General features: G+C 56.1%; 22 protein-coding genes and 1 pseudogene. 16 read left to right on the top strand and 7 right to left on the bottom strand.

Features of this window, described 5'->3' with window-relative positions; genetic code table 11:
* From pheA to U738_RS08010, 4 genes are all read right to left on the bottom strand, one after another.
* A complete protein-coding gene (pheA, locus tag U738_RS08025; RefSeq protein ID WP_035579064.1) occupies nt 1-1092 on the bottom strand; it encodes a prephenate dehydratase in 1092 nt (363 codons plus the stop codon).
* A gap of 5 nt (nt 1093-1097) precedes the next feature.
* Nucleotides 1098-2201, bottom strand: coding sequence for a 3-phosphoserine/phosphohydroxythreonine transaminase (serC, locus tag U738_RS08020; RefSeq protein WP_035579062.1), 1104 nt, complete (start codon nt 2199-2201; stop codon nt 1098-1100).
* Entirely contained in the window at nt 2185-4923 is a 2739-nt protein-coding gene (gyrA, locus tag U738_RS08015; RefSeq protein WP_035579060.1) for a DNA gyrase subunit A, read from the bottom strand. The genes serC and gyrA overlap by 17 nt, the downstream gene beginning before the upstream one ends.
* A gap of 152 nt (nt 4924-5075) precedes the next feature.
* Nucleotides 5076-5510, bottom strand: a complete 435-nt coding sequence (locus U738_RS08010) for an acyl-CoA thioesterase (protein WP_035579058.1) — start codon at nt 5508-5510, stop codon at nt 5076-5078.
* Between the two features lie 143 nt (nt 5511-5653).
* Here U738_RS08010 and U738_RS08005 point away from each other — a divergent pair, with 143 nt between their 5' ends.
* The 12 genes and pseudogenes from U738_RS08005 to U738_RS07950 all read left to right on the top strand — a co-directional run bounded on the left by U738_RS08005 (nt 5654) and on the right by U738_RS07950 (nt 17587).
* Nucleotides 5654-6583, top strand: coding sequence for a recombination-associated protein RdgC (locus tag U738_RS08005; RefSeq protein WP_035579055.1), 930 nt, complete (start codon nt 5654-5656; stop codon nt 6581-6583).
* A gap of 67 nt (nt 6584-6650) precedes the next feature.
* Complete coding sequence (locus tag U738_RS08000; RefSeq protein ID WP_035579053.1) at nt 6651-7832, top strand: 1-acyl-sn-glycerol-3-phosphate acyltransferase; 1182 nt, start codon at nt 6651-6653, stop codon at nt 7830-7832.
* Between the two features lie 128 nt (nt 7833-7960).
* Nucleotides 7961-8242, top strand: a complete 282-nt coding sequence (locus U738_RS07995; RefSeq protein WP_035579049.1) for a hypothetical protein — start codon at nt 7961-7963, stop codon at nt 8240-8242.
* A gap of 102 nt (nt 8243-8344) precedes the next feature.
* Nucleotides 8345-10381 (top strand): methionine--tRNA ligase, encoded by a 2037-nt coding sequence (gene metG, locus U738_RS07990; protein WP_035579046.1) that lies wholly within the window; start codon nt 8345-8347, stop codon nt 10379-10381.
* Nucleotides 10382-10556: 175 nt separating this feature from the next.
* Complete coding sequence (rsxA, locus tag U738_RS07985) at nt 10557-11138, top strand: electron transport complex subunit RsxA (protein ID WP_007114112.1); 582 nt, start codon at nt 10557-10559, stop codon at nt 11136-11138.
* 12 nt (nt 11139-11150) lie between these two features.
* A complete protein-coding gene (gene rsxB, locus U738_RS07980) occupies nt 11151-11747 on the top strand; it encodes an electron transport complex subunit RsxB (protein WP_035579043.1) in 597 nt (198 codons plus the stop codon).
* Nucleotides 11747-13399: an electron transport complex subunit RsxC gene (gene rsxC / locus U738_RS07975; RefSeq protein ID WP_035579040.1), complete on the top strand. Its 1653-nt coding sequence runs from the start codon at nt 11747-11749 to the stop codon at nt 13397-13399. Before rsxB ends, rsxC begins: the two co-directional genes overlap by 1 nt.
* A complete protein-coding gene (locus U738_RS07970) occupies nt 13396-14445 on the top strand; it encodes an RnfABCDGE type electron transport complex subunit D (RefSeq protein WP_035579037.1) in 1050 nt (349 codons plus the stop codon). The genes rsxC and U738_RS07970 overlap by 4 nt, the downstream gene beginning before the upstream one ends.
* A complete protein-coding gene (gene rsxG, locus U738_RS07965; RefSeq protein WP_035579035.1) occupies nt 14442-15077 on the top strand; it encodes an electron transport complex subunit RsxG in 636 nt (211 codons plus the stop codon). The genes U738_RS07970 and rsxG overlap by 4 nt, the downstream gene beginning before the upstream one ends.
* Nucleotides 15074-15775: an electron transport complex subunit E gene (locus U738_RS07960; RefSeq protein ID WP_035579032.1), complete on the top strand. Its 702-nt coding sequence runs from the start codon at nt 15074-15076 to the stop codon at nt 15773-15775. The genes rsxG and U738_RS07960 overlap by 4 nt, the downstream gene beginning before the upstream one ends.
* Before the next feature lie 71 nt (nt 15776-15846).
* Entirely contained in the window at nt 15847-16485 is a 639-nt protein-coding gene (nth, locus tag U738_RS07955; RefSeq protein WP_035579030.1) for an endonuclease III, read from the top strand.
* A 31-nt stretch (nt 16486-16516) separates the two neighbouring features.
* A pseudogene (locus U738_RS07950) lies at nt 16517-17587 on the top strand (hypothetical protein).
* Here U738_RS07950 and U738_RS07945 read toward each other — a convergent pair.
* Nucleotides 17570-18646 carry a tRNA-queuosine alpha-mannosyltransferase domain-containing protein gene (locus U738_RS07945; RefSeq protein ID WP_035579028.1) on the bottom strand — a complete coding sequence of 359 codons (1077 nt, stop codon included), beginning with the start codon at nt 18644-18646 and terminating at the stop codon, nt 17570-17572. The pseudogene U738_RS07950 and the gene U738_RS07945 sit on opposite strands and share 18 nt — an antisense overlap.
* 232 nt (nt 18647-18878) lie before the next feature.
* Here U738_RS07945 and U738_RS07940 point away from each other — a divergent pair, with 232 nt between their 5' ends.
* Genes U738_RS07940 through U738_RS07925 form a run of 4 tightly spaced genes read left to right on the top strand, consistent with a single transcriptional unit; the run spans nt 18879 to nt 24287 of the window.
* Nucleotides 18879-19253, top strand: a complete 375-nt coding sequence (locus U738_RS07940; protein ID WP_035579026.1) for a response regulator transcription factor — start codon at nt 18879-18881, stop codon at nt 19251-19253.
* Nucleotides 19250-21313 (top strand): 3'-5' exonuclease, encoded by a 2064-nt coding sequence (locus U738_RS07935; protein WP_035579024.1) that lies wholly within the window; start codon nt 19250-19252, stop codon nt 21311-21313. Before U738_RS07940 ends, U738_RS07935 begins: the two co-directional genes overlap by 4 nt.
* A complete protein-coding gene (locus tag U738_RS07930) occupies nt 21310-21519 on the top strand; it encodes a hypothetical protein (RefSeq protein ID WP_035579022.1) in 210 nt (69 codons plus the stop codon). Before U738_RS07935 ends, U738_RS07930 begins: the two co-directional genes overlap by 4 nt.
* 2 nt (nt 21520-21521) lie before the next feature.
* A complete protein-coding gene (locus U738_RS07925) occupies nt 21522-24287 on the top strand; it encodes a sensor histidine kinase (protein ID WP_035579020.1) in 2766 nt (921 codons plus the stop codon).
* Here the strand turns inward: U738_RS07925 and U738_RS07920 are convergent.
* Both U738_RS07920 and U738_RS07915 read right to left on the bottom strand, forming a co-directional pair.
* Nucleotides 24284-25423, bottom strand: a complete 1140-nt coding sequence (locus tag U738_RS07920) for a DUF294 nucleotidyltransferase-like domain-containing protein (RefSeq protein ID WP_035579019.1) — start codon at nt 25421-25423, stop codon at nt 24284-24286. The two genes, U738_RS07925 and U738_RS07920, sit on opposite strands and share 4 nt — an antisense overlap.
* A gap of 36 nt (nt 25424-25459) precedes the next feature.
* On the bottom strand, nt 25460-25789 hold the full coding sequence (locus tag U738_RS07915; RefSeq protein WP_035579018.1) for an HlyU family transcriptional regulator: 330 nt from the start codon (nt 25787-25789) through the stop codon (nt 25460-25462).
* Between the last annotated feature and the right edge of the window lie 22 nt (nt 25790-25811).

Genomic DNA, 25811 nt, shown 5'->3' with positions numbered 1-25811 from the left:
TCACAGCACGCCTATGGGGTAGGAACCCAGCACGCGCAGATCCGCCGCCCGCAGTTGCACTTCTTCAAGCACTGCCGCGACCTTAGGCTCATCACGATGGCCTTTAAAATCAATAAAAAAGACGTAGTTCCACACCCCGGTGCGGGAAGGACGCGTTTCAAGACGGGTTAAATCAATCTGGTGGCGATGAAACGGCTCCAGCAATGCGTGCAAGGTACCTGGCTGGTTACGCATAGCGACCACGATGGAGGTTTTATCCTCCCCCGCCATGGGCACATCCTGGTTACCAATAATCAAAAACCGCGTGGAGTTATCTGGGCTGTCCTCAATTTTTTCGGCGATATGCTCTAGACCATAGAGCTTGGCCGCCATATCGCCCGCGATGGCAGCGCTATGCCACTCGGTTTTAACTAACTTGGCCGCTTCCGCATTCGAGGAAACCGGCACGCGCTCCGCATGGGGGAAATGTGCGTCCAACCATTTGCGACACTGGGCAAAAGACTGCGGGTGCGAATAGATACGCGAGACTTTATCGCGGCGAGTGTTTTCACTGACCAGCAAGTGGTGGTGGATACGCAGCACCACCTCGCCACAAATTTTGATCGAGGAGTCCATGAAAGTATCCAGGGTGTGATTGACCACCCCTTCGGTGGAGTTTTCCACCGGCACCACACCGTAATGCACGGCGCCCGCCTCTACTTCGCGAAACACCTCGTCAATGGCTGCCATGGGCAGGCTAACCGCGCTTTCACCAAAATGCTTGAGCGCCGCCTGCTGAGTAAAAGTGCCCTCTGGGCCTAAATAGGCCACTTTAACTGGCTGCTCAAGCGCCAAACACGCCGACATGATTTCGCGGAACAGGCGTGCCATCTCTTCGGAATCAAGCGGGCCTTTATTCAACGCCATAATGCGCCGAAGCACCTGGGCTTCCCGCTCAGGGCGATAAAATACCGCGTCTTTGTCTTCAGCCAGCTTCACATGCGCCACCTGCTGGGCACAGCTAGCTCGCTCGCTGATCAGATTCAGAATATCGCTATCAAGCTGATCGATACGCTGGCGCAGTTCGTCCAGGTTGATCGACGTATCGGACATGGTGATTAGCCTCTTGTTTTCTCGAAATCAGCCATAAATGCAACTAAGGCATCTACCGCAGACTCAGGCACCGCGTTGTATAGGCTGGCACGCATACCGCCCACGCTGCGGTGGCCTTTTAAGTTAAGCAGCCCCGCCGCATTGGCTTGTTGTAAGAACGCCTTATCCAGCGCCGCATCGGCTAAGACAAAAGGCACGTTCATCCGCGAGCGGTTATGTTTGGCAATCGGGTTGCTATACAACTCGCTGGCATCAATCGCTGCATAAAGCTTCTCGGCTTTACGCTGATTGATGGCATCCATCGCCGCCAGTCCACCGATATCGTCTTTCAGCCACTGGAAAACCAGGCCGGCCAAATACCAGGCGTAAGTAGGCGGCGTATTCACCATCGACCCCGCGTCTGCCAGCATTTGATAGTCAAACAGCGAAGGCGTATTGGCCTGGGCTTTGCCTAATAGGTCGTCACGCACGACCACCAGTGTTAACCCAGCGGGGCCAATATTCTTCTGCGCCCCGGCATAAATCACACCAAACTCGCTAACGTCGATGGGCCCAGAAAGGATATTCGACGACATATCGCAGACCAGTGGCACATTAGCGCCATCGGCTCGCTGGACATGGGGCGTATAGTCAAACTCCAGACCACCAATCGTTTCGTTAGAGGTGTAGTGCAAATAGGCAGCGTCAGCGCTTACCTGAAGCGCATCACGTGCAGGCACCGCCGTATGGCCGTTGGGCTCACTGCTGGCCACCACATGGCAGTCAAAACCAAGGTGTTTGGCCTCAGCGAGAGCCTTCTTGCCCCAGATGCCGGTCTGGATAAAGTTGCCGCTACCGCCCTGTCCCAATAGATTCATCGGCAGCATGGCAAACTGCATGCTGGCACCGCCCTGCAAGAACAGCACTTTATAATTATCCGGCACGCCTAAAAGCTGACGAAAATCAGCTTCAGCGCGCTCAGCAATGGCGATAAATTCATCGCTGCGGTGGCTCATTTCCATCACGGAAAGGCCGCGCCCCTGGTAGTCCAGCAGCTCTTCACGGGCACGTTCCAGCACAGCGACTGGCAGGGCCGCTGGCCCTGCGCAGAAATTATAGTGACGTGTCATCGGTCCCCGCTTCCTCTCCGTCATCGGGTGATTCGCTCGGCTGGGTATCAAGGCTACCTTCTTCAAGATCGGTTCCTTCAAGAGCAGTGAGTTCATCGCTCTCTTCGGGTTCGTCAACGCGAACCGTCTTGACCAGCTTCTCTTCTTTGCCGAGACGAATCAGCATCACACCCTGGGTATTACGCGATGTGGTAGAGACCTCTTCCACGCGGGTGCGCACCAGCGTGCCGCGGTCAGTGATCAGCATCATCTCGTCGCTGTCGTAGACCTGCATTGCCGCCACCAGAGAACCATTACGCTCGCTGGTTTGCATGGCGATAACACCCTGGCCACCACGGCCACGCAGCGGGAACTCTTCCAAGCGGGTGCGTTTGCCGTAACCATTTTCACTGGCGGTCATAATGTAGATTTGACCATCGGTGGTTTCGGCCACAACGCCCTCTTGGGCGCCATCCTGCATTTCCTCTTCGGCATCCGCTTCAGCGTCGATCTGCTGACTCTTGGGAATAATCAAGCTAATGACTTCCGCGTCGCCTGCCAGACGCATACCACGCACGCCGCGGGCAGTACGCCCCATGGCGCGGGCTTTGCCCTCTTCAAAGCGGATCGCTTTGCCGTTAGACGACAGCAGCATAGCGTGATCGTTACCGGTGGTAATCGCCGCGCCGACTAAGCGGTCACCCTCTTCCAGGTCAATCGCAATCAAACCAACACTACGTGGGCGCGAGAACTGCTCAAGGCTAGTGCGCTTGACGGTGCCTTTGGCCGTGGCAAAGAAGATGTAGTTATCGGGATTGTAGTCGCGCACCGGTAAGATGGCGTTAACCGCCTCACCCTCTTCCAAAGGCAGCATATTAACCAACGGCTTACCGCGAGAGCCGCGGCTGGCATTGGGCATTTCGTAGACTTTCAACCAGTAAACCTTGCCGCGATTAGAGAACAGCAACACGGTATCGTGAGTCGAGGCCACCAGCAGGTGCTCAATCACATCTTCGTCTTTCATTGCGGTGGCAGACTTACCGCGACCACCACGACGCTGGGCTTGATAATCCGACAGCGGCTGGGTCTTGGCGTAGCCAGAGCGGGACACGGTGACCACCATGTCTTCCTCAGCAATCAAATCTTCAATGGAGAGATCCAGGTGGCTGGCCTGAATTTCCGTACGACGGTCATCGCCAAACTGATCACGCACGGCGTGCAGCTCTTCACGAATCACTTCCATCAAGCGATCGGCTGAAGCCAGAATTTCAGTGAGCTCGGCAATTTTCTCAAGAATATTTAAGTATTCATCGAGCAGCTTCTCGGTTTCAAGACCTGTCAAGCGGTGCAGGCGCAGCTCAAGAATTGCCTGAGCCTGGGCAGGTGAAAGCCGATAAGAAGTGGCCGCAGTATTTAAACCAAAGCCCTCTTCCAGCTCTTCTGGTTTACACGATGTGGCGCCAGCCCGCTCCAGCATGGCGGTTACCTGGCCGGGCTGCCATGTCTTGGCGAGCAGCTTTTCGCGCGCTTCTGCCGCATTCGGCGAGGCTTTGATCAGCTCAATCACTTGGTCAATATTGGAGATAGCAACGGCCAAGCCTTCCAACAAGTGACCACGCTCACGGGCTTTTTTCAGCTCATACAGCGTGCGCCGGGTCACCACTTCGCGGCGGTGGCGAATAAAGGCTTCCAGCATCTCTTTGAGGTTGAGCGTACGCGGCTGGCCGTTTTCCAGCGCCACCATGTTAATGCCGAACACATTTTGTAGCTGTGTCTGGGCAAACAGGTTATTGACCACGACTTCGCCGGACTCACCGCGCTTGATCTCAATCACCACACGCAGGCCGTCTTTATCCGACTCGTCACGCAGTTCGGCGATGCCTTCAATCTTCTTCTCTTTCACCAGCTCGGCGATTTTCTCGATCAACCGCGCCTTGTTCACCTGATAGGGCAGCTCGGTAATGATGATGTGATCGCGACCGGTTTTGTCGTGGTGCTCGATGGTATGGCAAGCGCGCACATAAATACGCCCGCGACCGGTGCGATACGCCGACAAAATACCCGCGCGGCCGTTAATAATCGCGCCGGTTGGGAAGTCAGGGCCGGGGATATACTCCATCAAGTCATCCACCGACAGCGTGTAGTCGTCGATTAACGCCAAGCAGCCGTCAATCACTTCACGCATATTGTGCGGCGGAATATTGGTCGCCATACCCACCGCGATACCCGACGAGCCGTTGATCAACAGGTTGGGCACTTTGGTAGGCAATACGGCGGGAATACGCTCGGTACCGTCGTAGTTATCGACCCAATCAACGGTATCTTTTTCCAGGTCAGCTAGCAGCTCGTGGGCGAGGCGCGACATACGCACCTCGGTATAACGCATGGCAGCCGCGTTATCCCCATCAATCGAACCGAAGTTACCCTGGCCGTCGACCAGCACATGACGCATCGAAAAGTGCTGCGCCATACGTACGATGGTGTCGTATACCGCGCTATCACCGTGCGGATGGTATTTACCGATGACATCGCCGACGACACGCGCCGACTTCTTGTACGGTTTATTCCAATCATTACCCAGTTCATGCATGGCAAACAGCACACGCCGGTGAACCGGTTTAAGGCCATCCCGCACATCTGGAAGCGCGCGGCCGATAATGACGCTCATCGCATAGTCGAGGTACGACTGTTTGAGCTCGTCTTCAATATTGACGGGCAAGATTTCTCTGGCGATGTCACCCATGAAAGTCAGATCCTTTGCACTGCATTGGCACTGCGAGAGTTGAAAGCGCTTGTAAACACCGCTCTGAAATTAGAGCAGAACGGCGCGCAAATACTTCGCCATCATACCACTGCAAAAGCAGCAAGGGCAGCCAGGGAGCTCAGCAAAGCCGTTTAGGGGCTAAATGCCTCTTTCGCCGAGGTTAACGCGGCTAACGCCTCACGCAGCTCTCCCTCTATGGCAGCGGCCTTATTGGCGCGGATATCAAGCAGCACGAAGGTTAAATCCGCACGGGCGATGACGGTGCCATCTTTACGCACAATACGGTGGTGGCACACGCCACTGCGTTCACCTATATCAACAATCCCGGTCATAATCTCCAGGTCGTCGCCGTGCCCCGCTGCCGCCAAATAATCAATATTCAAATTGACAACGACAAACGCCCGCCCGGCTTGATGGAGCTCTTTGATCATTGCGGGGTGCTGATCAAAAAAATCCCACCGCCCCTCCTCCATAAACTCAAGATAGCGGGCGTTATTGACATGGCCGTAGCCATCTAAGTGAAAACCGCGAACACGTAATTGAACCCGTGAAAGTGATGCAGTCATAACAGTTCCTTCTTTATGAATTAGCCAACGACTCAATCAAACACAAGTTTGAAACGTGCGCAACAGAGACGATTGGTGGCCGCCGCTGGTAGGAAGGCCCCGCTTTCGACATAATGTGCCACCTTTTGAACAGGATTGGCTCCATGTGGTTTAAGCACTTGCATTTATACCGCCTGCACGACGCGCCCGAATTATCCAGCGATGCGCTCGCTAGCGCTTTAGACGAGCATTCCGCTAAACCACTCGGCAACGCCGATGCGCGACGCCTGGGCTGGACTGCACCAGCGGGTCGTCTTGGCGGCGGTCAGCTCGTTCACGAAATCCAAGGGCACCGGCTGCTTTCAGCCCTGCGCCAAGAACGCTTACTGCCTGCTTCTGTGGTCAAAGAAGAAGTTGATGAACAGGTCGCCGACATTGAGGCCAGTGAAGGCCGCAAAGTAACCCGCAAAGAAAAAACCGCGCTAAAAGAGCAGGTCACCGAGAATTTATTACCCCGTGCCTTTGTGCGCAGCCAGAAAATTGATCTGTGGTGGGATACCCGCGGCCAGATGATTGGCATCAATGCCAGTTCACGTACCCGCGCCGAAGATATTCTGGATCTGCTGCGCGAAACCTTGGGCAGCTTAAAAGCCACCCCGTTAAGCTCCCAAACACTACCTATCCGCGCCATGACCACCTGGCTAGGCGACACGGCTAGCCGGCCTGCCGATCTGCAGCTGGGTGATCAGGTTGAGCTTAAAGCCAAAGGTGATGATGGCGTGTTGCGTGCTCGTCAGGTCGATTTAGACAGCGATGAAATTCAGCAACTGCTGGAGAGCGGCCGCCAAGCCAGTAAACTCGCTGTTAGCCTGGAAGGCCGGCTAAGCTTTGTATTGCACGATGATTTGGCCCTGAAATCGTTACGCTTTGGCGATGCTTTGATTGAAGAAGCCGACCATGCGGACGATGGCGATGATGCCCTTGCTCGCCTGGAAACAGACTTTATTTTAATGGCCCAGGCGCTATCCACGGATATTCCGCGCTTGATAGAGTGGCTCGGCGGCGAGACGCAGCGGGAACCTGCGGCTCAATAAGTGGTTCTATAGACCTTCGCCTCGATGTTATTAATCGATATTTATTATTTACCATCCAACGGTTCGCATGACTCAACACAATAACGCTACCAACGTCTCTACCGAGACAGACCCGTGGGCCGATATTCGGCCCTTTATGGATCATGAAGTGGCCGACGTGCTTGCCAGGCTCTCACGGGATAACGAGCTGCTGGATGCGCTGACCCGCTTTCGGCTGCCGCGTATGGCACGCTGGGCGCCGTCACTGGCGCGTGTTTTTGCCAGCCGTGCCGTGCGTCGTGAAGTCAAAGGCGTCTCGTCGGTTTACGAGTTTCAAATGCGCATTGCCCACTACATGGAGCGCATGATTCGCACCACCACGGATGCCTTTGAAGTTACCGGCCTCGACAAACTCGACGCCAACGGCGCTTACCTGTTCATAGGTAACCACCGCGATATCTCGCTGGATCCCGCGTTCGTCAACTATGCGCTGTATCAAGCAAACCGCGACACCGTGCGTATCGCAATCGGTGACAATCTGCTTAAAAAGCCCTATGTCACCGATCTAATGCGGCTTAATAAAAGTTTTATTGTGCCACGCAGTGCACGGGGCAAGCGGGCTATGCTCGCAGCGTACCAGCAGTTGTCCGCCTATATTCGCCATACCATTACCGAAGATCAGCACTCTATCTGGATGGCCCAACGCGAAGGCCGTGCCAAGAACGGCATCGACCACACTGAGCCCGCCATCATCAAAATGTTGATCATGGCCAGGCGAGCCGCAGAACGGGACATGGTGTTTGGCGAGGCGATTGCCGAACTAAAACTGGTGCCGGTATCGATTAGCTATGAATATGATCCCTGCGATGTACAAAAAGCCCAGGAACTGCACGATATCGATACGCAAGGCAGCTACGCCAAAAGTGAGTTTGAAGATATTCGCTCTATTGTCGCGGGCATTACTGGCTCTAAAGGCCGCGTGCGGCTACATTTTGGCACACCGGTAGGATCCGATATGGCCACCCCCGACGAAGTCGCTGCTGAGATTGACCGTCAGGTGATTGGTGGCTATCGCTTATTCCCCAGCCACTATTTGGCCTTAGAGGCGTTGGGGGAAGCACCTGAACTGGTAGCGCGCAAGTCGATCACACGTCAAGACAGAGAGCGCTTTAATGCCAGGCTTGCCGAAGTACCGGAGCCGTTGCGTCCTTATTGGCTTGCCCAGTACGCGAATCCCGTTAAACACAAGGCCGGTCGATTGACGCTGTAAACCTACGCTTTAATTTAGCTTTTTTAAAGCCGTGCAACGCATGCCCGTTGGCGGAAAAAATGCTATGGTCAAGGCATTGATTGGTTTCGCTTGGCGCTGTCGTCAATTGCGACCCTGAGGAGATTCCCATGTCCGGTTCAGAAATTCAGAAAACACGTGTCATCAATGAGCTACGTGGTTTTATTCGCAAACTGCTGCAAGACCCAAAAATTCTCGAGCAGTCCCTGGCGGTTGCCAGACAGCAGTTAACAGAAGGCAATAGCCCAGCAGCAATGGCCAGGATTGCCAACGAAATTTCCGATACCACCAGTGTGCACATCCCGGAAGACCCAGCCGAGCACTCTGAGGCAGATAAACTCTTTTTAGAACTACTGCGCGAAGTCGTTCAAGAGGAGCAAGCACTCTACTAGTCAGTATCGCCAACCGCGTCAGCGGCGAAGTCTTTTGAAACTTCGCCGTGTTTTTGTTATTGCCGAACCGGCACCCCTATTCACTCGGAATTAATCTTCACCATGTCTACTACCGCCACGCGCAACATTTTGGTGACTAGCGCGCTCCCTTATGCCAACGGAGCTATTCACCTCGGTCACTTGCTTGAGTATATCCAGACTGATATCTGGGTGCGTTTCCAGAAAAGCCGTGGCCAACAGTGCTACTACGTGTGTGCCGATGACGCCCATGGCACTGCCATTATGCTGCGTGCCGAGCAGGAAGGGATTACCTCTGAAGCGCTCATTGAGCGGGTATCCAACGACCACCAAACAGATTTTTCCCGTTTCGGCGTCGGATTCGACAATTATCACTCCACCCACTCCGCTGAAAACCGCCACTTCAGCGAAATGATTTATAAGCGCCTACGTGATAAAGGCCATATCGCTACCCGTGATATCGAGCAGATGTTCGACCCGCAAAAAGGTCTATTTCTGGCGGATCGCTTTATTAAAGGCACCTGCCCCAAGTGCGGCGCCGATGACCAGTATGGCGATAACTGTGAAAAGTGTGGCGCTACCTACACGCCAGCCGACTTGATCAACCCGGTTTCAGCAATTTCAGGCGCCACCCCCGAAGTACGCACCTCGACCCACTACTTCTTCAAGCTGCCCGATTTTGCCGACTTCTTACAGCGCTGGATTGACGACGGCCATGTGCAGCCGCAGATCCGCAATAAGTTGATGGAATGGTTTGAGTCCGGCTTTAACGAGTGGGATATCTCCCGCGATGCGCCCTATTTCGGCTTCGAAATTCCCGACGCCCCCGGCAAGTACTTCTATGTCTGGCTGGATGCGCCGATTGGCTATTTGGCCAGTTTCAAAAATCTATGCGACCGGGAAGGCATCGACTTCGACAGCTATTGGAACAAAGATTCCGATGCCGAGGTATATCACTTTATCGGCAAGGATATCGTCTACTTCCATGCGTTGTTCTGGCCCGCCATGCTGCATGGCGCAGACCTGCGCACGCCCACCGCTGTCAACTGCCACGGCTTCCTGACGGTAGACGGCGCCAAGATGTCGAAATCCCGCGGCACCTTTATTAAAGCCGCCACCTACGCCGATCACCTGAACCCAGAATACTTGCGCTACTATTTTGCCGCCAAACTCACTTCCAAAGTCGATGACCTGGATCTGAATTTGGAAGATTTTGCCGCACGGGTAAACGCTGACCTGGTCGGCAAAGTGGTCAATATTGCCAGCCGCTGCGCCGGGTTTGTTAAAAAGCTCGGTGGTGGAAATCTTTCCAGCCACTGCGCTGAACCACAGATGGTGGCACGTTTTATAGCCGCCGGTGACCATATCGCCGAAGACTTTGAAGCCCGTGAATTTAGCCGCGCAATGCGCAAAATTATGGATCTGGCAGACGAAGCCAACACCTACATTGCCGATAAAGAGCCCTGGGCACTGGCCAAGCAGGATGGCCGAGATGCTGAAGTCCTAGACATATGTTCGGTCGGCATAAACCTGTTCCGCCAGTTGATGGTCTATCTAACGCCCGTGGTACCCGCCATGGCCGAGCAAGCGCGTGAGTTTCTTAACGTTGAGTCGCTGGATTGGCACACTCGACAGAGTGTGCTCACCGAGCACACAATCAACAAATTCAAGCCGCTGATGACCCGCGTTGAACGCGACAAAATCGATGCCATGATTGAAGCGTCGAAGGAAGATCTCGTGGAAGAGCAAAAATTGAAAGAAGCGCCCAAAGGCCCGCTGGCGGAAGAGCCTATCGCCGAAGAAATCGACTTTGCCGCTTTTGCCAAGGTCGACCTAAGAATTGCGCGCATTGCCAAAGCCGAATACGTCGAAGGCGCCGACAAGCTGCTGCAACTCACCCTCGACCTGGGTGGCGAAACCCGCAATGTGTTCTCCGGCATTCGCTCTGCCTACGCGCCGGAAGCTCTGGAAGGCCGCTTGACCGTGATGGTCGCCAACTTGGCACCGCGCAAAATGCGCTTTGGCGTTTCGGAAGGCATGGTATTGGCCTCTGCCAACGAAGATGGCATCTACCTGCTCTCCCCTGACACGGGGGCAGAACCGGGCCAGCGGGTAACTTAATCCGTCGCATAAGCGGTAAGCAAGTTAAAGGGCAGAGACTCAAAGCGCTCTGCCCTTTGCATTTTTATTAAAGCGGCTCTGTTATTCAAACTTCTCACTGCACAGGTGTTTCAAACATCAAACTCCCTTACCTCCCACTAGCCAGCGCCGCCTTTTCTTCGCAAAATATGCAGCCATGAGTGAGCTATTTATCATTTTGATCAGCACTGCCCTGGTCAACAACTTCGTACTGGTTCAGTTTCTGGGCCTGTGCCCATTTATGGGTGTCTCTAATAAACTGGAGTCGGCCATGGGCATGTCCCTGGCCACTACCTTTGTGCTGACCCTGGCGTCGGCTGCTAGTTTCGTGGTTTATCATGGTCTGCTTGTGCCGCTGGATGTCACGTATCTGCGCACCATTAGCTTTATCGTGGTGATCGCCGCTGTGGTGCAGTTTACCGAAATCATGGTGCGCCAGCTGAGTCCGCTGCTGCACCAGGTGCTGGGCATTTTCCTGCCCCTTATCACAACCAACTGCGCAGTATTGGGCGTAGCGCTGCTGTCGTTAAACCGTGAGTTAAGCTTTTTTCACACCACCCTTTATGGGTTGGGCGCAGCGCTAGGCTTCTCACTTATTTTGGTGCTGTTTGCCGCCATGCGTGAACGTTTAGCGGGGGCGGATATTCCCAAACCCTTCCAAGGTGCCGCGATTGCTATGGTCACCGCCAGCCTTATGTCGTTAGCATTTTTAGGGTTTTCAGGGTTGGTGCAGGGATGAAGGCAGCGCGCGATGAATAGCCCCAGTGATGTCATAGCAATCCTTAGCGCTATCGCGGTATTAACCGGCTTGGGTATCGGATTTGGTGCCCTGCTGGGCGTGGTTAGCGAGCGCTTTAAGCGCGAGGATAACCCGCTAGTTGAACAAATTGATGCGCTACTGCCGCAAACCCAGTGCGGCCAGTGCGGCTACCCAGGCTGCCGCCCTTACGCTGAAGCGATTAACCAGGGCGATGCGCTGAATAAATGCCCACCCGGTGGCGAAGCGACGATTCATGCCCTTGCCGATCTGCTTGGTCGCGAACCGGAGCCCCTGGATGGCGAAGCCCAGAGCGAAGCCAAGGTGGCGTTTATTCGCGAAGCAGAGTGCATTGGCTGCACCAAGTGCATCCAAGCCTGTCCGGTCGATGCAATTATCGGCGCAGCTAAATTAATGCATACCGTGATTGAAGACGAGTGCACCGGCTGCGATCTGTGCTTAGACCCCTGCCCCGTGGACTGCATTGATATGCTGCCGCGCTCCACTCCGATCACCCAGTGGCAACCGGTAGTAGCGCACTCATCAAACATGATTGCCAGCGACCGCCAACCCGCTTCAGGGGTGTCTTGATGTCGAACGCCTTTGACTTCCCCGGTGGCATTTATCCGCCTGAGCGCAAACAGCGCTCCAACCAAACCGCACTAATTGAAGCGCCACTGCCCCGTAGGGTCACTCTCCCCCTGCAGCAGCACAGCGGCCAGGCCGCCACGCCCTGTGTGGCGCATGGAGATGCGGTGAAAGTGGGCAGCGTGATTGCCAAACGCGAAGGTATGATCTCTAGCAACCTGCACGCCAGCATTAGCGGCACGGTGAGCGAGGTTAGCGCTACCCAAATCTGCATTGATGGAGATGGGCAAGATGAGTGGCTTCGACTGCCACCCTTGGCGTGGCGACATGTCGAACCCGATGCGCTGCTCGAGCGGTTAAACGAGAGCGGCATCGTCGGCTTAGGTGGCGCTGGGTTTCCCACCCATATTAAAGCGCGTGTGGTCGAACGTCATGCGATTAACACCCTGGTGATTAACGCCGCCGAGTGCGAGCCTTATATCACCGCCGATGACCTTACCCTGCGCCACCACGCTAACGAAGTGCTCGAAGGTGCGCAGATAGTCGCCAAGCTATGCGGCGCGCAGCATATAATTATTGGCATCGAGGATAACAAGCCCGATGCCATAGAAGCCCTGAAACACGCCCTTTCAAATTGCCAGCCGATCAACATTGAGCTGAAAGTAATACCCACCCGCTACCCCAGCGGCGGCGAGCGCCAGCTAATTAAAAGGCTGCTAAACCTTGATGTACCCAGCGGCGGGCTGCCCGCTGATGTGGGCGTGCTTTGCCATAACCCAGGCACGCTACTGGCGATACTCAATGCAGTGCGTGATGGGCAGCCGCTGGTTTCCAGGGTCGTCACACTGACTGGAGAGGCGATTACCCAGCCCGGCAATCGCTGGGTGCGTCTAGGCACTTCTGTTAGAGAGCTGCTGGAGCAGGCAGGGCTGAATACCCCAGAGTTACACCAAGTGATTCAGGGTGGCCCCATGATGGGCACGCCACGGCTAACGCTCGATACGCCGGTCACAAAGCTTACCAACTGTTTAATCGCGGCCACGCTTGAAGAGTTGCCGCTGCCCCCAAAAGAATCACCCTGCATTCGCTGCGGTGAGTGCGAAAGCGTTTGCCCGGTCGCGCTGCTGCCGCAACAGCTGCACTGGTACGCTCGCGCTCAAGACGATGCCAAGTTAGAGCGCTATCATCTGTTTGACTGTATTGAGTGCGGCGCCTGTAGCTATGTTTGCCCCAGCCATATTCCGCTAGTGGCGGATTACCGGGAAGCGAAAAGCCGGTTACGCCTGCAGCGGATTGAGGCAGTAAAAGCAGAACACGCCAAGCACCGTTTTGAGTTTCGCCAAGCGCGGCTCGCTCGAGAAGAGGCTGAAAAACAGGCACGCAAGCAAGCCCGCCAGGCGCAACAACGTCGCTCGACCAGTACCGCCGCCAGCAGCGAAAAGGTCGACTTACGCGGTCTGCGCATCGCCCATGCCGCCGCCAAAGCATCGGTCAAAAAGGCTGAAAAAACCTTAGCGCGAGTCGCTCAAGAAGACCCCAAACAATCCCTGGATGACTTAGAAATGCAGCTTGCCACCGCCCAGGAGAACTTAAAAGCAGCCGAGTTGCAGCTTGCCCAGGCGCGCGAACAGCCGTCTAGCGAGGAGTCGTCATGAGCATGATGCACGCTTCAGGGGTTAAAGATGCCAACACGGCAACGTCTGTGCCGCCAACGGCGAGCTTAATGCGCTGGGTCATTGCGGCAACCCTGCCAGGCATCGCCACCATGAGCTACTTCTTCGGCCTGGGTGTTATCAGCAATGTACTGCTAGCTGCCGCTTTTGGTATTGCGCTTGAAGCCGTCGTGCTTCGGCTACGCAAGCGCCCTATCCGTGTGACGCTGAATGACTCAAGCGCTCTGCTTACCGGCGTTTTGCTAGGCGCGTCACTGCCGCCCGCTAGCCCCTGGTGGCTTATCGGCGTGGGTATGATCGCGGCGATTGTGGTCGCCAAGCAGCTATACGGCGGCTTGGGCCATAACCCTTTTAACCCCGCCATGGTGGGCTATGCGCTGCTGTTGGTGTCGTTTCCTACCTACATGACGCTGTGGGCACCGCCCCAGGAACTGCTGCCTAATGGTTTATGGACACAAATCGCCGGAACGTTGCCAACCGCCCAACTAGATAGCTTGAGCGGCGCAACGCCCCTTGATGCTTTTAAGCACAAAGGCGAAGCGGTGCTGGCCAGCGAGTTCTGGGCGACCAACCCACTGCCGGAGGGCACCCTAAGCGCCTGGCGATGGGTAGCGCTTGCTTGGCTAGCGGGTGGTGCGGTGTTGTTAGCGAAGCGGATTATTAGCTGGCACATCCCAGTAGCGATGCTTGGCAGCCTACTACTACTGGCCACGCTGTTTTATCTCAGCGACCCCAGCCACTTCGCTTCACCGCTGTTTCACCTGCTCACCGGGGCAACGCTATTCGGGGCGTTCTTTATTGCCACCGACCCGGTCTCCGCTGCCACCAGCCAACGCGGCAAGCTACTCTATGGCGCTGGGATTGGCGCGCTGGTCATCATCATTCGCACCTTTGGCGGCTACCCAGATGCGGTGGCGTTTGCGGTCTTACTGATGAACCTGTGCGTACCCTTACTGGATCTTTATAGCGTGCCGCGGCCCACTGGCCAGCAAAAAGCCTCACCGGGTAAGCCAGGAGAACAGCCATGACGCTGTTCCAGGCCATGCAGCGCGGCGCGCTTGCCCTGGGGACCTTTGCGCTAGTAACGGCAGGCAGCGTCGCGCTTACCCGCGCGCTAACCGCCGAACGGATAGAGACACATCAGCTGGCTTACCAACACCGTCAGCTGCAGGAAGTACTGCCCCAAGCGCTGGCGAATACGCCCGTCACCCAGGTGTTGGAGAGCACTTTTGCGCTTCCCAATCCAGAAGCGCTGGGGCTTGCAAGCGATAGCCAAGGCTGGTGGGTAAACGCTCAAGGTAGCAGCGCGGTGATCTTACCGGTGGTAACCCGGCAGGGATATAACGGCGAAATCCGCCTGCTGATTGGCATTGACGAGCAGCAGCGTATCAGTGGCGTACGCGTTACCCAGCATCAGGAAACGCCTGGGCTAGGCGATGACATTGAGCGCAGCCGTAGCGACTGGATCACCGAGTTTAATGGTTTAAGGTTAGATAGCTTCCCGCCAGAAGGCTGGGCGGTGACCAAAGACGGTGGTCACTTTGATGCGTTTACCGGCGCGACGATTACGCCCAGGGCCGTGGTTAACGCTGTCCATAAAGCGCTTCAGTACGCCAACGATACACCGCTACCGATATCATTTAAGGAGCCCACCCAATGAGCCAGTGGCGCGAACTCGCTCGAAGCGGTCTTTGGTCGAATAACCCCGCGCTGGTTCAGCTGTTGGGGCTCTGCCCGCTGCTAGCGGTAAGCGGCAGCGTAGTCAATGCGCTGGGGCTGGCGCTGGCCACGTTGCTGGTCATGGTCGGTGCCAGCACGGCGATTTCGCTGATTCGTCACCAGGTGCCCAGCGCAGTGCGTCTGCCCGCTTTCGTGATGGTGATTGCGGCTTTTGTTACCTGCGCTGAACTGCTGATGGCCGCCTACGCCTACCCGCTCTATCAGGTGTTGGGGATTTTTATTCCGCTGATCGTGACCAACTGCGCCATTCTTGGCCGAGCCGATGCCTTTGCCTCCCGCCAGCCGGTATTACCAGCAGCCATTGATGGCTTTATGATGGGGTTAGGTTTTGGTGCTGTGCTGGTATTACTAGGCGCTCTTCGCGAGTTACTGGGCCAAGGCACGCTGTTTAGCGATATGGCGCTACTGTTCGGGCCGCAAGCAGCCAGTTGGCAGCTGACGATTGCCGACGACTACCAGTTCCTGTTTTTCGTGCTGCCGCCCGGCGCATTCTTTGTGGCGGGTCTGTTGATTGCGCTGAAAAACGTTATCGATCAACGCAATGCGGCCCGTGCCAAGCCAGTGGCGACAACACCTAGAACTGAGCGCCGCGTGCGGGTTACCGGCACGATAAAATAGCTGGCAAAATGCCGAAAGTGCACATGTAAACAACTGCTCGTCTTTATAACGTAATTATTAAGAGACCCGCCATGAATGCCCAAAAGCGTCATGAAATTTTCACTCGCCTTCAGGCAGAGAACCCGCACCCGACTACCGAGCTTAATTGGAACACGCCTTTTGAGCTACTGGCCGCCGTGTTGCTTTCTGCTCAAGCCACCGATGTAGGGGTCAATAAAGCCACGGCGCGGCTCTACCCAGTCGCTAACACGCCCCAAGCGATCATTGATTTAGGTATCGACGCGCTTAAAGCACATATCAAAACCATTGGCTTATACAACACCAAAGCCGAAAACCTGATGAAAACCTGCCACATGCTCGTTAATCTGCACGGTGGTGAAGTGCCCAATACCCGCCAAGCGCTGGAGGCCTTGCCCGGCGTAGGCCGTAAAACGGCCAATGTAATACTCAATACGGCGTTTGGTCAGCCCACCATGGCGGTGGATACGCATATTTTCAGGGTATCCAATCGCACCGGCATCGCTAAAGGCAAAGATGTCGTTGAGGTGGAGCAGAAACTGCTACGCCATGTGCCAAAAGGGTTTCTTCACGATGCTCACCACTGGCTGATTCTGCACGGCCGCTACACCTGTATCGCACGCAAACCCCGCTGTGGTAGCTGCATTATCGAGGATCTGTGCGACTATAAAGACAAAACCGAGCTCGCATAGTCGACAAAAAACTTAGCTGATGGAACCCGCCATGCCTAGCCCCGCCACGCTACTCCACGATCAGCCGATTGCACGGCGAATTGATGCGCTGCTGGATTTGTCACGGCAACACGCCGAGCACTTCTGTAGCCCAGGGGCCTGGCTGGCGCGGCAACGTTATACGGCCGAGCACCCAACCTCCATCGTGGTAATGAAGTGTATGGATGGGCGGATTCATATTCCCCACGCCACGCGCACGCCGTTAGGGATTATTACCCCGTTTCGTAATCTCGGCGGCATTTTCGATCTGGGTTGGCCTTACTTGGGTGAGCTACTGACCGATACAGTAGTCGATACAGCTCAGGCCGGGCGCGCCACCCTGATGCTGATCACCTACCACTTTTCCCGTGGCAACCAGGCCCGCGGCTGCGCCGGTTTCAACTGCGACACCCAAGCGGCGAAAGCCCACGCCTATGCCATTGCCGAACAGGCGGGCAAGCTATTCGGTCACGATCATCAGCAGGTTTATCCGCTGGTATGTGGCTTTGAAACCGACAGCGATGCGCTAATTATTCACGGCAAAGAGGGTGCGACCCTGGATGTAAGCGACTGGGTAGGGAGAGCTGCCGAGGGGCTGAGCAGTCAACTGAACGCTATTTGCCCGGATATGCCTCATGACATGCTACGAGATCTGCTACCCCTGCTGGAAGGCAACCTTGCCCACGTTAGCGAACTCCAGGGTGTTGAGCGGGAACTGGATATCGAACACCGTGAATAGGTAATCTGCATTGGCCGGGGCTTTGATTTTCTGCACCTGCCCAATACTGCCTTGATCATAGGCCCCTACGGCCCTGATTTAGCGGTACCCATTGGCACCGCGGCCACTATTATTGACGCCAATATGCGCGCCGGACGCATTCCAGACGATGGCTTTATGCTGCTGGCTTCGACGCCCTATCAACATAGCGGAGTAGACCGCGCCCGGGCGGAGCTAAAATCACACTTTCTATCCGAGTTTGCCGAGCAGGTGATTCGCCGGGAACACCCAGCACTTGCGCAAAAGATGCGTCGTCACACCGCCGTGGTTCACTGGCCGACGCGGCGCTTAGACCGGCTCGACTAATAAAAGCTGCCGATAAGCCTCACGCCAAGCGGGCCACTCCCAAACGGCGGTATCAAGGCGTTCAGGGCGAGCCGCAGGATCGGTGAGCCAAGCACTAAGCCGGTCATAAAGCCCTTCCCGAGAGCCGTCATAGCGATAGGCTGCAGGGTAAAGCGCCGGGAAGCAGAGCCGATCGGGCACCAGTGGTAACGCCCCGCGCTGGGCCGCTTCCATTATCGCCAAGCCTTGAAACTCATGCCAAGTGGTCGAGACCACAATGCCCGCGCTATCCAATAGTTCGCGGTACGCCTCCTCCGGCTGCGGCCCCCAAGCCACAATATGCCTGGCTAAACGCTGCTCAGCCTCGGCAAAAATAGCGGGACCTTGGCGAAAACGCTGGCCAAGCACCGCCAGCTCAAATGAGATGCCTGCTTCGCTTAACGCAAACAACACGGCAAAGAAGTCGTCCGGGTTTTTGTCATACTCCCAGCGATGGTTCCAAACAATTCGCTGCGGCATTGTTTTTTTAAAAGCCGTGTGGTGGCCAGGTTCTGAACTGTCACCAATGGGCACCGGCATTACCATGGCCCGCTCGCGTAGCGCTTCAAGTGGCTTAGCTGCTGGGAGGTTTTCGGGCATTTTTTTCAGAAAGGCTCGCGCACCATCAATAAAGGAGTCGCGGTTATAGGCGCTGTTAAACACCACGCTATCCGCTGCCAGCGCCGTATAGAGGTTAACCATCTTGGCCTCTACTTGTGGCATCTGATCGCTCGATTCAGGATAGGCGAACTGGTTTTCATGAAAGTAGACGACCTTTTTTGCTCGGCCAAGATGCGGAAAAAGCCCCACCAGCGTGGCCAGATCCACCATTGATGTGGCCAGCACTACATCAAACGACTGACTGAGAGTGTCATGCTCTTTTAGCATCCAGCTCAGCGGGTTACCGCGAATACGCCAGGCGAAATGGCGCGGCGGCAGGCTCAAAAGCGTCCATGACACCTCATTAAGCTGCGCCATCAAACTTTGTGCCCAGTAGCTGTGGCTCACCGCTTCGTAGGCGGATAACAGGAGTACGCGCATTGGTAGCCTTAGCAAACAGATCAGAGAACAGCCATCACTCGTCAAGCCATGGCAAAGAGGCCAATAGTGTAACAAAGCGCTCCTGATTGCCCTGTTGAAATGGCCCTATAGAAATACCCCTGTCGAGACAGCCCCTTATCTTGCCTGCATTCGGCCAAGGTCGTCTTGGCTGACCGGTTAGATCTAACTAGACTCCATGCAATGTTAAAACAAATAAAAGCAGGAGAGCTCCATGGCTAAAGTGCTCGTTGTCGATGACGAACCCAACATTGTTTTATCGCTGGAATTCCTGATGGAGCAAGCGGGGTTCGAGGTCGTCACTGCCGAAGACGGTGAACAGGCCCTGGCAAGAGTGAATGATAGCCAGCCCGATCTACTGCTCCTCGATATTAGCCTGCCGGGAATTAGCGGTTTTGACGTGTTAGAACAGCTGCGTGGCAAAGAGGCCACTGCCCAACTGCCGATTATCATGCTGACCGCTCACGGGCGTGATGTTGAGCGGGAGAAAGGCATGGCGCTGGGCGCCGATGATTACATCACCAAACCCTTCTCAACCCAGTCGCTGGTGGAAAAAGTCAAAGCGCTACTGACTGAGGAGCAGCCATGACCCGGGGCGGGCTACCCAAACGTCAGCGCCTGATGGGTCTGTGGCTACTGCTTAGCGGCATCAGCCTGCTGGGTGGGGCCATTTTTGCCGCTTGGCTGGATGCCCAGCTCGCCCCTACTGGGGTAACGCGCATTGCCCTTTGGCTAGGCAGTTTCTCCGGTGGCGCAACGATTTTTTTAGTCGGCTTGCTGCTTGAACGCATGCTGTTTACCCCGCTGCGCCATTTACAGGTGCAGCTGGCGCGCTTAGTCGCCAACCCCGATGCCCGGGACGAACATCCACCCGAAGGCTGGCTCAAAGGGCTGGGACCCGACCTACGCCGGGTGCGCGAAAGCTGGCGTTCGGATCGTAGCCGTTTAGCCACCGCCCATGCAGACGGCGCCCGCAGCGCGGCACGCATTCGCCAAGAGCTGGAAACGCTGCTGCAAGTACTCGAAACACCGCTGCTACTGTGCGATCACCACCGCCGTCTCATGCTGTTCAATCAGGCGGCCGAGGACTTTTTTGAGGGTAACACCGGGCTAGGGCTGGGCAAACGCTTGGAGGCGCTGCTGCCGGTCGCGAGCTTACAGCAAGTGCTCAGCCAACTGCCCAACGACGGTTCTCCCAGAGAGCTGCTAGCGCCCTGTGATGATCGTTGGCTCAAGGTGATTTTACGCCGCGTGCCGGGTAGCGATGGCGAAACACTGCTGACCTTTAGTGACGCCACCGCTTCCTGGTCGAATGAAATGGGCGTTAGGGCGGAATTGGCCGATATGCTGACACCGCTGCGTCAGCATACCGCCAGCCTGACCAGCGCCGCCGATGCATTGATTCAACTGCGCAATCAAAACGATGCCAGCACGTCTGCTTTGCGCCAGCGTTTTGAGCGGGTTATCCAAGAAGAAGGCGCTACACTCGGCGACAACGTGGCGAAAATCGGCCAATTGCTCGACGATATGCAACACCAGGGCGAGCGCTTAACGCCTATGTGGTCAAACGACTTCTGGCAAGCGCTGGATGAGCGCCTTGACCCGGAGCACCGCTTGATCACCCCGGTGGGCATGCCCGCCTGGTTTAAAGGCGACGCACCTGCGTTGATCGCGCTGTTTGACTCGCTGGTCAAACACCTCAATACCCATCTGCCTGACAGTGGCTTTGAAGGTGAGATATGCCTGGGTAACAAACGCGTCTACCTCGACCTTATTTGGCGTGGCAAGGCGATCCCCGAGCATGAACTGGGGGAGTGGCGCCAGCAGCCGCTCAACTCACTGCCGTTGACGCCCAGCGTCGCCGATGTGCTACGTCAACACGCCAGTGACATCTGGAGTCTGGCTGACGATAATGGCGTTTATTCACGCCTACGACTTCCCCTACCCGCCATGGAACGCGTCGGCGCCCCACGCGAAACCGCACCGCCGCGCCCTGAATTCCATGACTTTGGCATTGCCGACCTGCCACCACCGGATGAAGCGCTGGCCAGCCGAACGCTGCGCAGCCTGGAAATTGTCGCCTTTGATACGGAAACCACTGGGCTTGAGCTGCGCCGAGGTGACACGGTGATCAGTCTTGGCGCTTGCCGCGTGGTCAACGCACGCTTATTGGCCAGCGAGGTCTTCGATCAAAAAGTTGATCCGCAGCGTCCAATCCCCCCCGCTAGCACGGCAATTCACGGCCTGACCGATGCCGATGTGGCCGGTGCGCCGCCGCTGGACATTGTACTTACTCGCTTTCGTGATTATGTCGGCGAAGCGGTATTACTGGCCCATAACGCTGCCTTTGATCTGCTCGCCATCAGCCACAAGGGGGTCGCCTTTGATATTCCCATCATCGACACCCTGTTGATTTCGCGGGCACTGGACGAAGCGCTCGATGGGCATGATCTGGATAGCCTGGCCCAGCGCTATGACCTGGCTTTTCCGCCGGGCACCCGCCACACTGCATTAGGCGATGCCCGTGTGACCGCTGAGCTATGGCTAGCCCTGCTGCCACGGCTAGAAGCCCGCGGCGTCGATACGCTTGAGCAGTTGTTAGCGCTGCAAGCCAACGCCTTTGATCGACAGGACGCCAGTGCGTTATGAAACCATCGGGCCTGAAATCGCGACGCAATGAGCGCCTGATAGCGCTAGTGGCTATCGCCCTGCTGCTATTCTGTCCTCCGCTGATTATTGTCGTAGACCGCCTGCCGGCTTTTAGCGTGGGCTGGTTACCGCTCTATCTATTTATCGCCTGGGCAGTGGTGATTGGCCTAACCGCTTGGCTAATGGAACAGCGAGCGGGCCACTAACCGTGCGTAGTGAGGCCGTTATCCTCGGCACCGCCTTTGGCTACCTGGCGCTGCTGTTTGTGGTCGCCGCCTGGGGTGACCGGCGAGCGGAGCAGGGCCGCTCAATCATTGGCTCGCCAACGGTCTATGCCCTCTCCATCGCTGTTTACTGCACGGCTTGGACGTTCTACGGCAGCGTTGGCCGCGCAGCCGAGTATGGCCCCAGCTTTTTACTCATCTACCTGGGGCCGACGCTTGCGATGCTGCTGGCTCCTTTTGTCATCCGCAAGATGGTGCGCATCGCCGCGCGGCAGCGAATCACTTCCATTGCCGACTTTATCAGCGCCCGCTATGGCAAAAGCACCAGTTTAGGCGCGCTGGTGGCACTGATGGCCCTCATTAGCATCACCCCCTATATCGCCCTGCAGTTAAAAGCCATTACCGTGAGCCACGCGGTGCTGATTAATTATCCTCGCGCGGCCGACACCACCTTGGTAGATGAACACTTCTGGATGGATAAATCCCTCTGGGTCGCCCTGGTATTGGCAGTGTTTATTATTCTATTTGGCACGCGCCACCTGGATGCCAGTGAGCGTCATGAAGGCATGGTGGCGGCAATCGCGGTGGAATCAATAGTCAAACTAGTCGCCTTTATGGCCGTTGGCGTGTTTGTCGTATTCGTGATGTTTGAAGGCCCCGCCGCGCTATTTGCCCAGGTAGCAGCCACGCCCGCCCTTGTCGATAGCATGCGTTTGGACAGCGTTCCTGGTGGCGCCACCGGCTGGGTAGGTATGCTGGTGCTGGCCTTTCTGGCTTTTCTAACGCTGCCCCGGCAATTCCAGGTATTGGTGGTCGAAAATGTCGACGAGCAGCACTTGGCTCGAGCGAGCTGGCTATTTCCCCTTTACATGCTGCTGATTAACCTATTCGTTATCCCCATTGCTTTGGCGGGCCTGCTGCTAGGCGTAAGCGCGGGTGACCCGGACAGCTTTGTGCTGACGCTACCACTTTCAGCCGGTTTAGAAGGGCTGCCGCTACTGGTGTTTATTGGTGGCCTGTCTGCGGCGACAGGTATGGTGATTGTCGAGACCATCGCGCTCTCCACCATGGTGAGCAACCAGCTGGTGATGCCGCTGTTACTGCGCTCAAGGCGGCTGCACCTAAGTACCAAAGGCGAGCTTGCCGGTTGGCTGCTGGGTATTCGCCGCATCGCTATCGTGCTGATTCTACTGCTCGGATATCTCTACCATGCGCTGATTGGTGACTCCTATAGTTTAGTGACGATTGGGCTGGTCTCCTTTGCCGGAGCGGCCCAGTTCGCCCCGGCGCTGTTAATTGGCCTGTATTGGCGCGGCGCTACTCGCCAAGGCGCCACTGTTGGCTTAATCGCCGGCTTCTTAATCTGGTGTTATACGCTGCTGCTTCCCGGGTTTGCCCAGTCCGGCTGGCTAGATGCCTCGCTGCTCACTGAAGGCCCCTGGGGAATTGCCTGGCTGATGCCCTATGGTTTATTCGGTCTGGAGAACTGGGACATTTACACCCATTCGTTGCTCTGGAGCATGTTGGCCAACGTGGGGTTATTGGTGGGTGTATCGCTATTTACCCGCCCCACGCCCCTTGAGCAAACCCAGGCAGCGCTGTTCACAGAGGCGATGCACCCCAACCTGCAAATCACCTCGCTATCGACATCACTATGGCGCGGGCAGACTACCCAGGGGGCACTCAAAGAGCTGCTTGTTCGCTATTTGGGTACCCAGACCACCCGCCGTGTATTCAGCCATAGCGGAAGTAAAAGCGCTTATGCAGCGGATGAGCCCGCCACTGCCGAGCTGATCACCCGTGCCGAACAGGCGCTGGCGGGGGCGCTGGGCAGCTCCTCAGCGCGAGTACTCATCAACTCGGTGGTACGCGGCGAGGCACTGGATATTGAGTCGATTCTGAGCATTCTGGACACCACCTCACAAACCCTGGAGTACAACCGCCGTTTGGAGCAGAAGTCCCAGGAACTGGTGCAAATCGGCGAAGAGTTGCGTAGCGCCAATGAACGACTACGCGAGCTGGATCGCTTGAAAGATGAGTTTGTCGCCATGGTCAGCCACGAACTACGTACCCCCCTCACCTCCATACGTGCCTTTGCCGAAATTTTGCGCGATAGCGGGCAACTACCTGATGAGAAGCGCCAGCATTTTCTGGGTGTCATCGTTCACGAGAGCCAGCGGCTGTCGCGTTTAATTGAGGAGATCCTGGACCTTGCCCGCCTGGAGAGCGGCCGTTTAACGCTTAATCCCGTGCCCCTCGACCTTGCCGCCCTGACGCGGCACAGCATTGATGCCATTGCCCATCTGCATGAAGAGCGCGGCATTGCACTAGACGTTAGCTTAGCAGCTGACCCTGCGATGGTAGTCGGCGATCATGACCGCTTGGAGCAGGTGATTATTAATCTGCTTGATAACGCGGGCAAGTTTGCTGACCGAGAGCAGCCAAAAGTACGCCTCACGCTTTATCGCCATCGCCGTCATTTCCGGCTAAGCGTGGAGGATAACGGCGCGGGGATTAGCGAAGACGAGCGTGAACGCGTGTTTGAAAAATTTCATCAAATTCAGCAGGACGACGATATTCCTAGGGGTCGGCCAAGAGGCAGCGGCTTAGGGTTGCCGATTAGTCGGGGCATTATTGCCCACCTGGGGGGGCGGCTATGGGTCGAGGATGCCAAAACCTTAGGCGGCGCCTGCTTAACGCTAGAACTCCCCGCGGCACCGGATGACGCTTCTCCCCCCGACTCAGGCTAGGCGTTTTTCACTCTCTGAACAAAGGATCGAACCTGCTGCAGGTCAAACTTCAGCAATAGACGCTCATCTTCGCGCAGGCGCCGCAGGTCAACCCAGCCATCGGCGGTTTGACCACGGGCTTTGTTATACCGCTGCTGATCCAATAGACGCTGCTGCAGACGCTCAAAAGCGGCCACCAGCAGCTCTGATTCAGCCGAGGTTAGCACATCTGCCCTATGACTAAGCGCGATCAAGCGTTCGCGTGTCGCTATGTTGGCTAGCCCATAGCGCAGACAGAGCAAGCGCGCAGCGCTGATCAATGGCAGCAAGCCTTGATGTTTAAGGTTAATGGCGTGCTCGTGGGGAGCATCCAGGCCCGGGCTTGAGGCGAGGCGGCCAAAACGATCCAGTGCCACCGGCAGTTCTTCCAGTAGCGCCGCCATTTCGTTCATAAACAGTGACGCTTTGGGAAGTATTGAAGCAATGCTATTACCCAATTGCTCGGCAAGCACTGGGTTACCCGCTACCGGGGCAAAATCGAGCAAAATATTGGTCTGCTGTACGCGCTTTACCTGTCGGTCGGCGCTCCATATCTCAAGCTGTGCCTGCCATTCGCTAAGCCGTTTGCGCCACATCGGCCAACGCGCCATGACATGACCATGGCAGAGTGGAATGCCTGCTTCATCCAGGCGTTGAGTAAACCGTTCGCCTAGCGCTTGAAAGTAGCCGTCAATCTCCACATGGCGGTAATCCGGATAGTCATCAATAATCAGCGCATTATCCTGGTCGGGGCCTAGCAGGCTTTCGAAACGCGCCGCAGAGCCTAACATCAGAACACAGTAGCCGACTGGCGGTGGGCCCCACCCTTGCGCCTGCATTTCGTCCAGGGATAGCGCAACAGCTTGGCGATACAGTGAAGCATTGTGGTCACTGATAATCTGGCTAATACGCCAGGCGGGCAGGTCGTAATGCACCAATGTTTCCACCAGCGACAGTTGCCAAGCGTAGGCGTCCGCTAATGAGGTGTTCGGCGAGGAGAGCTTTGCGAAGAGTTTAGAGAACAGATGGTCTAACGGCGCGTTGAGCGCCGAGGTATTAAGCGTTCCATTCTCATGGAATAGAGAGCGCCAGGGCGAGGCTTGGTGTACTACACGCATACGCCTCTCCTTTACTCAATGTGTTTGGCGGCATAACTACTCGCTATCGCCTGCCCGGCGAGGGTCGGGCTCAAACATCGCTTCGCCGACTTCATCGATATAGCGCTGCGCTTTGGTGACCATCATGGTATCGCAGGCATCTCGCCCTGGCAGCATATCGGAACGCTCAAAGCGGTGTTCCAGGGTTTCACCGCTGGCATCCGCCTTACGAATCCAGCCGCTGACGCGGTACTGACCGCTCTGATCATCTGGCTGAGAGACAATTTCGTAGCCCTTGTATTCCACCGGTTCAGCAGCTTTGGTGGTAGCGCCTGGCTCAGCCTGACGATCACTACCAAAGAGACCGGAAAGTATTTTTTTTAGCATAATGGCTCCTTTTTAAACACAT

It is taken from the genome of Halomonas sp. TG39a (assembly GCF_000744395.1).
Lineage (GTDB): Bacteria > Pseudomonadota > Gammaproteobacteria > Pseudomonadales > Halomonadaceae > Vreelandella > Vreelandella ventosae_B.
The sequence above is the reverse complement of the archived record's forward strand: the minus strand, read 5'-3'. Positions and strand labels throughout refer to the sequence as shown.